Here is a 13,184-nt window from a genome sequence, read left to right as displayed (position 1 = left end):
CAAACAAGACTAATACCATTTTCAAATGCAGGCTCATCAAAATCAGCATCAATAATATATCGTAACTCACTTAAAAATGGTAATACCTTTATCTTGGGGTCATTGTTAAATCCTGTCATTTTAAATGCCATCAATGCTCCCGCACCTGCCCCCACAAAAGCCAGTGGCCCCACCAAACCCACAGCCAATAAGCACAGCACGATACCGACATAAGCGGCATTCCGGGTCGCCGCATAAAAAACTTCCGGAACCACTTCAACCGTGCTGACAATGATTCCGTGTTCGGTTAATTTGACATGTTGACGTTTTGTGGATTGATACAGAAAGTAAGATGCGCTCCCCATAATCAACGCCAATATGCTAAACGCAAGATACCATCCCCACGAATCACCCAAAAAAATCGCGAATAAAAAGATCATGAGAACAACCCCTGATGTTTGAACCCATCTCAAGCCTTGTACCAAGTCACATTCCCATTCATATATCACATCCGCTTCCTGTACCTGCTGGATCTGTTGCTGCTTATATTCTTCTGTGCACTTGGGCAGGTGTTTGAATTTTTTTTTCATTCGATAAATACCTCAATCGGGGCAGTTAGGTGCTGGCTGGGTGATAACGCTTTTAATTTTGCCATCTCCGTCTTCGGTGAGTCACCCGGAGCAAACTGAAATTGATAGATGGAACTCAGGTTATTGTTTTCTTCATAAGGATTCTCTTCCATACACACAACGAACACCTGCACAATTTCTGAAAGTGGCTCACTGTAATAATTCACATATTGTTTCAATACAAACGGCAGTTTGACATGGTAATACAAACCCTCTGCTTTCTTTTCCCAGCGGCCAGATTGTAGCTCCTCAATACTCAAATGGCGGCTGTTTGTCGTATCAATTTTTGCCATGCCATTCAGGTTGCCATATCCGACATTTACCGCCAGGCCAATGCTGTCACCTTCCTGCAAATGAGGAAAAAACAGGGTAAATTTCTGTTCACTTTCCACCAGAACAGTCGCAGCACTGTCACTGCGCAGCGTCTGAACGTTTCGACTTACCAGTGATGGCTGAATTGACGGCTGATTGATTAAAGTGAGCAACTCAGAATATTCTTTTTCTGCCGTCCAGTCCGCATTGGGCTCTTTCCCCCAAATGGACCCCCGAAGCCAGTTTTCCATCGGGCTTTTACTATAAAAGAGTTGATAGACAGTAATAGCTAAATAAGCCAGCCCTAACCAAAAGTTCGCAGCGACCATCCATCCCTGCAATACACCTCCGATCGCTATTCTCGTTGAAACCTTCGTTAGATGACTAATGATTCTGAGTGCCAGCCAATTCGCCCCTTGCCCAGCAAGTACCAATGTTTTTAAACCTAAAACCACCTTTTCTTCAACAAAATCAGATTTGTTATACGTTTCAATTGTTTGCCAGGCTTCTAATCCAGCCGCAAACACCCCTGCGACCGCTGCAACCATTGAACGTTGAATATATTGATTTGCCAATTTACGTTGGGCATCACTAAACTTCCACATGCTTTTTTCAGAATTGATGTATTTTAGTGAGTGATCTAATAAATGACTCTCAGCCTGCAACTTATTCAACGACAATCCCTTCAACATCGCTCCGGTACTGTTCACAAGCCAGGCAGTACTGTAAGCCACGGTTTGGTCTTGCAGTTTCGTATTGGGATACGGCGTATTCGCATGCATTGCAACCAGGGTTTCAACCTGAATCAGAAGATTGAACGAGTTCAGCGTAGCCGCCACAAAATCCATGCGACCAATATTACTGAACTTTTCCGAGTTACTTTTCGATGCGTCGAACACCCATGTTTCACCTGTGTGCTGCTTATATGCCTTAAAAAGCAACGGGCTTTTTTTCACGAGTTTCGCCAGCTTTTTTGCAATCTTTGCCATGCGTTTCGAGGTTTGGCGGTAATTCTTCGAACCTTCCGTCTGTTTCTTCAGACCTTCCTCGAGGTCAAGATATTCTTTTGCCAGATCATTAAACTTCTGCTGCAATCGGCGTGTTTCTTCGCTGAACCTTCCGTTCATTTCAATCTCGCCTTCAGCAATTTTTTGAGCCGCCCAGGTTGCCATCGCTGCGTTTCGGCTAGCTATCAGGCTCTTACTACGTAACAACAAACACGCTGTCGTATAAAAATGCTGAAAGAGCTGCCCGGCACCCTTTGCTGTCAGATTCACGGTGGCAGATTTCGCACTTTCAACTAACACATCCAACGGCAAAAGTAACCCTTGCGTGAATTTCAGTATTTTGGAGTCTTTATCCAAACTAAAGCCGATAACATCATTGAAGGCCGACATCACGCCACCAAACGCCACATGCGAACCTTTGGTAAACTCAGACAGACTGAATTCAGACAAAAGCTTGTCGAGTTCAATGTAAACTTCATGAGAAAAGAAGGTTGGAATCAGGGCCAGCAGATTATCCGGTTTTTCCTGAACCAGCGCGTTGAGCATCTTCTCTTCTGCTTCTTTGCGCTGCTGGCAATTAATGTTGAGCACTTCCAGCATTTCGGAGATCAACTGAATTAAATACCCCATATGCTCTGGCGCTGCGAGATCGATCCCCAAGTGTAAGGGTTCTGTGCCTAACGTATGAAAGGCATCGATTAAAATCGGAAATGCACGCTCAATATCCTGATGCGCAACCGCCTGATTTTCAACAAATGATATGTAATACGCATCCAGCCGGTCCCAATCGACTTCCAAATAAGCGCTGCGGCGATCTGTGTACGCCTCCTGATAGGACTTTATCAATGCTTCATCAACACCAAAACGGGCTAATGTCGCTCTCGCTTCTGGATAGATTAATCGATTCCTTTCTGCTTCAAATGAAAGCGCAGCTTTCGCTTCCAGTGCATGATCTGCGTTTGACAGCCTTTCCTGGTAATAGTGGTACTCTAGATACACATCAACCGCGCGTTCAAAATCAATCCAGTCTTTCGGCGCTATCTCAGGAATGGCATCCTCCGGAATTGAAACTCGTACCAAAGACCGAATCGATTCAGCAATCAGTGTTTTCCGCTGATCTTCATCCGACAGGGTTGTGACCAGAGTAGGCATCAGTAATTTCAGATAGAGATCAGACAGATCGCCGAAAGGATCATCCAAAGCAATCATCAACTGATTACAGGCCATCGGGAGTTGATATCTAAAATCTTTCACCGTTTTCGGTGTAATCACTGTGGTGAAATCGCTGTATTTCGCTTTTGGGTCCTGAAAAGCGCTGCTCCAGTCAAAGACCGGATTCGAATTCATATCAGCAAGATAGTCTTCAATCAAAGCAACATCCGCCATATGGGTTTGCTTTGACCAATCCACTTCCCGCATCGCTAATTTGCGGGCATCTTCGTTCCCGAGGTAATAATCCTGTACACGCTGGGTCCAGCGTTTGACCGAATACGCCAAGAACACTGGCCTGTCAGCGGCACACAGGATATGTGCTTTCGTCGGCTGCATCTTTGCTTTTTCGCGCTCTGCCACGGTATGGCCAGCCACATAGCTGAACTCTCCATACTTAATCAGAAATTCTCCGACATCCCAGGTCTTGGTTTCCGGATCCTGAGAAAGCATATACAACCAGCCATCACGGATTTGACGCAGGGTGTAAGGTGTCTGTTCTGACTGAAAAATACCGCCCGGAAAAGTCTGGGTATCCGAAATGGGGTGCAAGCCCCGGCCTTCTTCATCGACTGTGTCAATGGCATAGCGGACCGGACTCAGAGCTGTAAATCGGCTGCTCGTCGATTTCGCCACCCTGATCACCGGAAATTCTGCTTTTTTTGTGATATGGCCTATCGCGAATACACCTTCGTCCAGCAACATGCTGGTCGCCGGGTAAACAACATCCGCACCATGGTTATACGTACCAACAGCCTCCAGATAAAGCACTGCCCCCACTTCCAGCATTCTTTCTTTGCCCCGCCATTGCGGATTCAATGCCAATAATGCATCGACACTTGTCTGGTACTGTTCAGCAATCGATGTCAGCGTATCTCCGGATGCAATGACGTGGCTTTGGCGCTGGCCTTTTTGCTCGGTCAGGGGAATAATCTTGCGCATATCCAGTTTCACGCCATGCTTTTCCAGGAAGGCGCGATCGACACTTGCAATCTCGTTATTGCCTAAGGGACTGCGACAGTACAACAAATACTGGTCTTCTATCACCAGGCCGCCACGTTGCCATAATGCCAGAATGAAATCGACAGAAGTATCATTGACCGGTTGCGGGTTCATGGCCCCACGACGACTCATCGTGACCTGAAACCGAGGTATTGTCCCGCCTTTACAGCGATACTCATGCAGCAATTCACCATCCAGAAAATAATACAGATAACCTTCCGTGGGTAAGCCCAGTTGCTCCCCAATTTGAATCGCTGGCCGGACAGGAACAAACGCCTCTTTCACCGACACTGTATTTTTCTCGTGTGGCACAACGTCATCCAGAGTGATGATGTCGGTATGGCTACTGTGCCAACCCACATGAAGGCTTTTCGGTTCCGCTTCTCTCACTGCAAAACTGAGGTAAGTGTGCTGACCATGAGGTTGTTCTGACCACTGCGCAATCGCTGGCTCTGCCTCAGACTTTTTCAGCTTAAATGTCACATTGGACATGACGGAACGCCGAAACAGGTCGTAGCTGCATGCAAGCTCAACCGTATAAGCCCGTGTCGGCTCCGGCTCAGTATTTTTTACCAGCTCAGCCGGCCCGGTCTTCGCGTCATAGTCTGGAATCGGGTCATAGCTTGCTTTCACAAACTGAGTTAATTGAGAAAAAATATCTGACATCACTTGCATCCGCTACTACTGATAAAGTCATGTATATCTTATCTGAAATCATTCAGTTACAGCAGATTGCGATTCGTTCGAAAGGGCAGATGAAATCACTTTTGGGGCAGTGGAAGTGAAACCTGAAGGAGATATGGAAAGAGAATCACAGAAAAACCTGCCATCGTCTTTTCAGATGATGGCAGGTGAAGGCTTTATTGTCCGGCAGCGGCGACGAAAGCAATTTCGACCAGATAGTCCGGATCAGCCAGTTCGACTTTCACGCAGGCACGGCTTGGGGCAGCACCTTCCGGCAACCAGGCATCCCAGGCGGCATTGAAAGCGTCGAGATTCGCCCAGTCCGTGATATAAATGGTCACAGACAGGATGCGGGATTTATCACTGCCGACACTCGCCAGCATTGCCTCAGCCTGCGCAAAGACCTGCTGTGCCTGACCAGTGATATCAGCGCTGGTGTCTGATTCCGGCACTTCGACAAAGTGAGCAATCCCGTTAAATACGGTGACATCAGACCAACGCTGAGTCGGGTTAATACGCTGAATTTCCATTCTATTTCCTTTTTATCAATCCAAAACCACGCCGTTATTGTTCCGACGGGCAAAGCATCACTCGCGCCAGACGGGCCAGGTTGTAAGCATCAACATAGCCGGAGTGCTGGCGACCTTCCCACTCCAGCCCGCTCATACTCATCGCAGCACGCAGCCCGATTCGCTTATTTTGCACATGCGGTTGCAACTTGAACAGGGTTGCCAGATTGAGGTATTCCCGGAACGGGACATCTAAGCCTTTGGCTTTGCACTCTGCACGCAGAATGGCATCGTCGCGACCCCATGCTGCATAAATTTTATGGCGGCCACCAAATTTCTGCTCGACCGCTTTCAGTATGCTCGCCAGCGGTTTACCGTTCTGAGCCACCACTTCAGGCTTGATGCCCGTCAGTTCAGTACAGAATGGCGAGACTTCATCAGATTCAGGCTGAACATAATATTGCGCCCGGCGGGAAATCGTGCCCTTTTCCAGATTCAGCTCAGCAACGCCGATCTCAATGATTTCGCCCGTACGGCCCATGCCGTCTTCATTCCAGCAACACATTTCAAGATCAAAGCAAACGATGCGGTTGTAATTCATGTGGTTCCCAAATCCGTCATACCTAACTCAATCATCTGCACCTTTCAGGGTGCCTTACCAGCAGTGACGATGATTCAGTCTCAAACAAGGCGGCGAAGCATAGCATGTCTGGCGACGGTCTTCAGCCCCTTGCCAACAACCGCAGGTGGGATTTACTCTTGCGGATTACGATGATTCAGGATGGCTCTATGAAAAACGTCTATCGCCCCTTGTTTGATGATCACAACCCGCCCGGCGAGGTGTTTTTCGGTCATCAGGCATTTCTGCCTCACACCACAACCCCCAGACATCAACACCCGTGGGGGCAGTTACAGCTCATCAGTGGCGGTATTCTTGAACTGAACGCGGAAGGGAAACGCTTTTTATCGCCTTCGCAGTACGCAATCTGGATACCACCCGGCATCGAACACGAAAGTTATATGCGCCGCAGCATGAATTACTGTTCGATGAATATCGTCATGCCGCTGGCGCAGCAACTGCCGGATTATCCCTGCCTGCTGGAGGTCACCCCGATCATTGAAGCGATCATCAATGAACTGCGCCACCGTCAACTTCAGGTGGCGGAAACCGCAGAAGATGAACGTCTCATTGCGGTGTTGCTGGATCAACTGAAACAAACGCGGATTCATGAGCAGTTTCTGCCCAGCAGTGAAGATAAACTGCTTCAGCCGATCTTACGGACACTGGAAAAGAACCCAACCGATCACACCACACTGGCAGAATGGGCCAAGAAACTGCATACCACAGAACGCACCCTAGCCCGCCACTGCCAGGATACGCTTGGTATGAGTTTTATTGAGTGGCGGCAGCGAAGAAAATTCATCTACTCGCTGCACTTATTGAGGAAAGGTCTATCTGTGAAAGAGATTGCGCTGACCTTGGGTTATCATCAGGCATCCCCTTTTATCAATCTCTTTAAGAAGCATGCACAATGCACCCCGGAGCAGTACCGGCAAAAACAAAGCCGTCAGTGAATTTTCTCGTGGCGTTTACTCGTGACCCATCGCATCCGGCAGATTGACAAGCAAACGGCCTGCTGCATGGCGGCTGAGCGGATGGCCCAACAGGAACCCCTGTCCTTGCTGGCATCCCAGAGACGCCACCATGGCCAGTTGCACTTCGTCTTCAATGCCCACGACAGAAACCTGCATGCCCAGGCTTTCGCTCATTCCCACCACCGACTGAATCAGGGCTTTGTTGGTCTCAGAACCCGGCAGCGTCCCCACACAGGCACGGGCAATCTTCACTTTGTCGAACGGAAAATCACGCATGATGGTCAGGCAAGCACTGCCATTGCCAAAATCATCCAGCACCAGTGCGACACCAATGTGTTTCAGATCCTGCATGATCGCCAGCACCTGATGCGGATCCTGCTGAACAGTTTGTGCCGTCAGCTCGATTTCCAGCCGGGAAGGTGCCAGTCCGGATTCTTTCAGCGCCTGAGAAACTGAATAGCAAAACGTATCGTGCTTGAGCTGCTGTACAGAAACATTCACCGAGACCGTAGTATCGACCGGCCAGTCCATGGCTGCGACGCAGGCTTGTTTCAACACCCAGTCACCCAGAACCTGAATCAGGCCAGCATCTTCAGCCACGGGGATAAACTCTTTTGACGAGACCATGCCTTCTCGCTGATGGCGCCAGCGCAGCAGTGCTTCAAACCCCTGCAACTGACGAGCCTTCAGGTCAAACACCGGCTGGTAGTAGGGTTCCAGCAAATCCTGAGCGATCGCTTTGCGTAAGTCACGCTCCAGCAATTGACGCTGCTTGAGCTGCTCATCCATTCGGGTGTCAAAGAAACAGAACGTCGATCCACCATCCATTTTAGCCCGGTACATGGCTGTATCCGCCGCCCGTAATAAATCAACCGGTTCAATGTCATGATTCGACATCGCAATCCCAATGCTCACGCCGGCCATAATTTGCTGCCCGCGGATGTGGTACGGCTCAGACATCGCTTTAATGATCCGGGATGCCAGTGCGGAAGCTTCATCCGGCTCCTGCCCTCCGACATGGATCAGGGCAAATTCATCCCCGCCCAGCCGGGCAATGGTATCGTGCATCCGCAGCAAATGCTTCAGACGGCCCGCGGTCGCCACCAGCAGTTCATCACCGACAATATGGCCGTAAGCATCATTAATCTGTTTGAATTTATTCAAATCCATCATCAGGACCGCCACGCAGGCGTCGTTATCGCCTGCGTGTTGTAATGCTTTTTGGAGCTGTTCGGAAAAATACAGACGATTCGGCAATTCGGTGAGCGGATCATGCATAGCCAGTTTATACATGGCCGCTTTATCCCGTTCACCCGCTTTCAGTTGAAAGCGCATCGAACGCAGGCGCTTCCAGCTCAGCGCAACCAAGGCAACCGGAAGCACGAAAAGCAGCGACATCACTGCCCCCAGCCCAAGACTTTGATACTGCATCACCCATTGTGTGAATCGTTCAAAAAACTCGAACTGAGTGGCCAGGAACACCCAAACCACGGCAAAAACAGTCAGTTTGGCGAATGTTCTTTTCAGAAACAGTGAATGAAATAACGATAAGATACCAGTCTCTCGACCCGTCCTACCCTGCGCAGATTGACTCATAAACGGATTACCCTCGTCCCAAATATCACTGTCACGTGACTACTCATAGGAAATCTGTGATTGCTGTTCTCTTTTTGTTTTCCATGAAGAGATTTTTAGTTAACACGATCACATTAACGTGAAAATGACACTTTCATTTTAGGCAAAATTCCTCCTGATGTGGCACTTCTTTGTGAACAATTTCGTGATATCGCTGCAACTCCTTACAGCCATTCAATAAAAAAACCGGCGTGCTTTTTGCTACGCCGGAACAGATGAGTAACAGAGGTTCATACGGATAGTTGTGTTCAGGCCATTATTGACTCATTTTTCGTGATGAGTTTACGACGCTGACGCCAGCCCAGCATCCCAAGACCTGTGGTCAGTAACAGCAGGCTGGCAGGTTCAGGAACCGGATTTGGATCACCGGGGCCACCATTGCCATCACCCACGGTATAGTCGATACCCGCGATATAGAAATCAGACAGCAGGGCTGCAGAAATCACAATGTGGCTGACATTATCTTCTCCGCCGAAATCCCAGTAAGCGCCGTCCCAGTTCAGTGCGTCAGGCGTCAACGCATCCAGCAGAGAAGGCAGGCCCAGCAAATCCAAATTCAGACCCACCTCTAACTCAGGAAAACCGTCATCAAACAGATACGCTGTACCAGATTCCAGCAAACTATAGTCATTAAGGAAAATACCATTGACCGTCACAGGCTCAGCAAAACTCAGCACGACAAATTCCCAGGCATCCACTTTGTCGTCGTCATCGACTAAAGCTTCACCGACAGCTTCAATCAGGTTAATCGGAATGGTATCGACACCAATCCCCTGCAGGGGGGTATGCGAGAGCTGAACCCAGCTTGGATTCCCCGTGACCAGTGAACCTTCGGTAAAGAGTCCATTGATATCCAGGAAGTAGCGCCAGGCTGAAAAGGTAATGTCGCCAACGGTTGCAGTCTGATTACCATCCAGCACTGAATATGGGTTTTCGGTAAAATCAATTTGTGCCGCTGAGACACTCATTGAGCCTCCCAGCAAACCTAAGGCAAGCAGCCCGGTTTGAATCATCGTTTTCATGGTGTTGCTCCCTACCGTGTTGGAAGTTGAGGTTGTGTTCGCAACAGGTAGGTGCATCTTGCATGCCAAATCGTACTTCGCTGAAAAGCATCGCGTTTTAAAATCTGAATTCAGCGGTTGTAAAAAAAGCCGACAAAAATCCGGGGAGCTTCAGGCGGGGGATGTAAAATTAGCTGACGCTATCTCAGACAAACAAGCCAATCATTTGGGCCATGGCTTATTTGTCTGAATGATGACGGTGAGAATTATTGAGGGTGCTGTTTGCTCAGGACATACATTTCGGCCAGTTCTCCGGTGATACGCTTGCCTTCACGATCGAGCCTGAAGAGCTGATTTTCTCCGACGAAGAACTGAATATCGTCACCACTGTCATTGGTTAACGTGATGGTATTGCCGGCCTCGTTCCAACTGAAGCTTCCCTGATGGCTGAACTGGGCCTGATCATCTGCCCCCAGATATGTCTCTGTCAGTGAGAAAGTGCCATCCAGATTCAGCACCAGAACGGTTTCAATCCCTGCACAATCTGCACAAGGAATCGTGCCGGCATAAGTGCCGTTCCAGTCCAGCGAGTTCCGTGCGTTATGTTCTGTATCAACATAGGCAAACTCAGGCTGTGATTCCGTCTGAACTACTTCGGAAGCCACTTCCTGAGCCGCGTCTACTTTCTGAGCCTGTTCACTTTCAGATGAAGATTGATCACACCCGACAAGAACCGCTGCCAGCCCCATCCCCATCGCCAGAGATAACAGTCGCTTCGTTTTCATACTTTCTCCTGATGCTGACTCAAACGGTCTGGTGCAATGTCGAGACACCCGACCCTATCAGCCAATCAAATCGACTAACAAACCTACGAAAAACCAGACCGCACAACCAGCCTGACTTATGATGTGGGATTGGACTCGAAATAATTGAAAAAGTGCCCAATAATTTAGACCACCATCGCGCGACATTATCATGCGCCCCAAAGCAAGGGACACAGACAGCGTCAGGAATGCGCAATGGGTTTGCTGGTAAAGAGATAGTCTTTCAATTCTTTATCAAAGGTAGGGTCTTTTCGCCTGATCCATTCCAGCACCATCGCCGCATGTTCTTTCTCTTCATCGCGATTGTGCGCCAGAATGGCTTTCAGCTCGGGATCTTTACAGGCGTCTACGCGTTGGTTATACCAATCGACCGCCTCCAGCTCCTCCATCAGAGACGTAATCGCACGATGCATGTCCCGGGTTTCATCACTCAGTTCATCAATGGACTCATGGTAGCCTTCATTTGCCATGGGTATTCCTCCTGACTCATCCTGGTTTAAGGGTAGGATATAAATGAAAGACGAGCGCCCTGTCTGTCAGGAGATACCACGTGTTACTGGATCAATCCCCCCCCCTCAACATCAATAGAAGACACAAATACATCAGCCGTGCCCACCTGAATTCCGAGGACATTGGTCAGTAACGCATCCAAAACATCGAGCAGTAATGCGTCTAAGAGATTAAAAATAATGGGTAACAGTCCACTTACAAGCGCATTTAATATACCGTCCAGTAAGTAACTGAGCACCCCCAAACCAGTCACTTGAAGTGTAATATTGTCATTTTCCAAACTATCAAATGTATCGCTTAGGGTCTGACTTGTTTCTGGAGCAATACTCTCACCAACAATTTGCGGTAACTCGGAATCAGGATCAACAGATTCTGTATGCTCAACAAAGCTTGTTGAAGAAACAGGGACATCCACTGCAGCAGACACGCCAACATTCAGTCCAAGTACGGTTGCTGTTATTGCAATCGGGTTCGCCGGATCGCCAAAATCGCCAGAGTCTCCCACAGCTCCCCCATCACCAACCTGAATCGTTGCCACAGAAGGTTTGGTCGCAAAATCGAATGTCATCCCATCGCCGGAGTAAGAACAACTATCCACATCAAGCAGCCGGGTCTCCGCTTCAGCAACAGTGGCATGAATACCGATGGTACCAACATTTAAAGCAATCACCCCCAAGTCTAAGCCACCATCCAGCAGTGTTGCCTTTAATTTCAGTTCTACCTGCGCAGTTTTAGCCGAAGCGACATACTCCGCATCTGAGGAAGCAGGCAACTTTCCAAAATTAAACTGAGGCGGTTCAATCACCTTTAAAGCCACCGCCAGCCCAGCCACGCCCAGATCAGCATCCAGACCCGGGATCAGCAGAAAATTATCTTGATTCGCCGCATAAATCGCCCCGGAAACCAAATCAAACAAGGCGATTTTACTCATCAGTGCTGCACGGCGAATTTCATCATTCATTTCTTCGTTGGAACCTGCCGCCAGTTTGATGATGTCTGACAGGGTTAGCGACAGCGACGAGAGTTTTGCCAGACTATCCATCTGGTTGAGAGCAGGCAGCACATCCGCATCCAGCACAGCATCGCCACTGACTGCCAGAATATTCGCTTCAATAAACTGTGCGACCGTCAACTGTGTGTCTAAGACCTCCTCTAACGTGCCGGCAGATAAATCCACAGCCAGCAGACCCATATCGTTCATGGCGCTCAACAGGCCGGCCAGACGCACTTTGGTGTCTGCCAGCCCCTGATAGGACGCCACGGCCAGATTGCCGCCGAGCGCAGCACCCAGCACTGAGTTCGTTAAATCGACATCGATGGTGCGCGATCCCACCCCGAATCCCACATTCATTCGCTTCATCACCGTGGCAGATGCCGACAATGTGACGTTCTCACCTGACGCAATTTGAGTCAGAATGCTTGCGGGAACCGTTTTTTTCAGGGTCACTTTTCCGGCAGACTTGACCGCATTGTCCGGATCAAACTCCCACCGGGAATCGGTCTGATTCAGACTGGCAGCCCCAAACAGGACTTCATATTGGTTGGCATCCGGGTCAAAGCCATTATCCTGAAGATTACTTTTGATTTGCGTGATCAGCGCCTGTGCTTTCTCATCTGTACTGCCATCAAGATAACAGCCACTCCGGCTCAGCGAGAGCGCGGCCAGATCGGCCTGTTTCTGTAATTGACGTTTTTCCATGTAAATCCGGCCAGTATCAACCGCCAGCGACAGAAACAGCACCATACTGATCATCAGTAAGATCAGACCCGGCCCCACTGCTCCCCGCTGGCGAGACATAGATGCCCCTTGGCCACCAGATGCACGCAACATAATTTCGCTCCTTTTCCGGCTGGAATCCGGATGGGACTGACCAGCTTTGACTGAGCCTTTATCCCAAACACCCCGGATTGTCGGTCCCTTAACTGCCGGTAAAGCCATCTTTAATAAATTTATCCGGAATCGGATGGCTAAAGCTCTGTTGCATCCGCAATTGTGTGGCTTTCGCTGCTTCCGGAGTCAGCATGTCTGTCTCGGTTGTCGCCATCTGACCGCGCGTCTGCATATTCAGCCACAACTGAGTCATGTTTTTCCGTTCATTTCTGACCACAGGTTTCAACTGAACGGTTGTTTTTTCCGGATACTCGCTGATCGCATTCTTTGCCTTCTCTGTGCTGTCTTCATTCACCTTTTTGGGTGGGAAGGTTGCCGCATGCACTGCGACGCTACTCAACAGTACGGCACTGAGCAAAGCAATCGCTGTTTTGTTTGTCCTTTTCATCCCTGAGC

Annotated in this window: 10 protein-coding genes and 1 pseudogene; 1 reads left to right on the top strand and 10 read right to left on the bottom strand. The window is 49.1% G+C overall.

Annotated features, from left to right (window positions below; genetic code table 11):
• From EA58_RS18640 to EA58_RS18625, 4 genes and pseudogenes are all read right to left on the bottom strand, one after another.
• A pseudogene (locus tag EA58_RS18640) lies at positions 1-569 on the bottom strand (hypothetical protein); the annotation flags it as partial.
• Positions 566-4,804 carry a LysM peptidoglycan-binding domain-containing protein gene (locus tag EA58_RS18635; protein WP_161781080.1) on the bottom strand — a complete coding sequence of 1,413 codons (4,239 nt, stop codon included), beginning with the start codon at positions 4,802-4,804 and terminating at the stop codon, positions 566-568. The gene EA58_RS18635 and the pseudogene EA58_RS18640, both read right to left, overlap by 4 nt.
• Positions 4,805-4,998: 194 nt before the next feature.
• Entirely contained in the window at positions 4,999-5,352 is a 354-nt protein-coding gene (locus tag EA58_RS18630) for a RidA family protein (RefSeq protein WP_036756310.1), read from the bottom strand.
• Between the two features lie 34 nt (positions 5,353-5,386).
• Positions 5,387-5,932 carry a 3'-5' exonuclease gene (locus EA58_RS18625; RefSeq protein WP_036756308.1) on the bottom strand — a complete coding sequence of 182 codons (546 nt, stop codon included), beginning with the start codon at positions 5,930-5,932 and terminating at the stop codon, positions 5,387-5,389.
• Between the two features lie 188 nt (positions 5,933-6,120).
• Here EA58_RS18625 and EA58_RS18620 point away from each other — a divergent pair, with 188 nt between their 5' ends.
• A complete protein-coding gene (locus EA58_RS18620; RefSeq protein ID WP_036756306.1) occupies positions 6,121-6,906 on the top strand; it encodes an AraC family transcriptional regulator in 786 nt (261 codons plus the stop codon).
• A gap of 15 nt (positions 6,907-6,921) precedes the next feature.
• On the opposite strand, the gene EA58_RS18615 is transcribed toward EA58_RS18620, so the two are convergent.
• The 6 genes from EA58_RS18615 to EA58_RS18585 all read right to left on the bottom strand — a co-directional run bounded on the left by EA58_RS18615 (position 6,922) and on the right by EA58_RS18585 (position 13,176).
• Positions 6,922-8,523 (bottom strand): putative bifunctional diguanylate cyclase/phosphodiesterase, encoded by a 1,602-nt coding sequence (locus EA58_RS18615; RefSeq protein ID WP_051642222.1) that lies wholly within the window; start codon positions 8,521-8,523, stop codon positions 6,922-6,924.
• Between the two features lie 287 nt (positions 8,524-8,810).
• The gene (locus EA58_RS18610) at positions 8,811-9,584 is read right to left on the bottom strand and encodes a PEP-CTERM sorting domain-containing protein (protein ID WP_036756305.1); all 774 of its coding nucleotides are present in this window, start codon (positions 9,582-9,584) and stop codon (positions 8,811-8,813) included.
• 245 nt (positions 9,585-9,829) lie between these two features.
• Complete coding sequence (locus EA58_RS18600; protein ID WP_036756302.1) at positions 9,830-10,348, bottom strand: copper resistance protein NlpE; 519 nt, start codon at positions 10,346-10,348, stop codon at positions 9,830-9,832.
• Between the two features lie 221 nt (positions 10,349-10,569).
• Positions 10,570-10,857, bottom strand: coding sequence for an encapsulin-associated ferritin-like protein (locus tag EA58_RS18595; protein WP_036756300.1), 288 nt, complete (start codon positions 10,855-10,857; stop codon positions 10,570-10,572).
• Positions 10,858-10,940: 83 nt separating this feature from the next.
• Positions 10,941-12,728: a pilus assembly protein TadG-related protein gene (locus EA58_RS18590; RefSeq protein WP_036756298.1), complete on the bottom strand. Its 1,788-nt coding sequence runs from the start codon at positions 12,726-12,728 to the stop codon at positions 10,941-10,943.
• Positions 12,729-12,816: 88 nt separating this feature from the next.
• Entirely contained in the window at positions 12,817-13,176 is a 360-nt protein-coding gene (locus EA58_RS18585; RefSeq protein ID WP_036756295.1) for a DUF3613 domain-containing protein, read from the bottom strand.
• Between the last annotated feature and the right edge of the window lie 8 nt (positions 13,177-13,184).

The organism is Photobacterium galatheae, assembly GCF_000695255.1.
Classification (GTDB): domain Bacteria; phylum Pseudomonadota; class Gammaproteobacteria; order Enterobacterales; family Vibrionaceae; genus Photobacterium; species Photobacterium galatheae.
The sequence above is the reverse complement of the archived record's forward strand: the minus strand, read 5'-3'. Positions and strand labels throughout refer to the sequence as shown.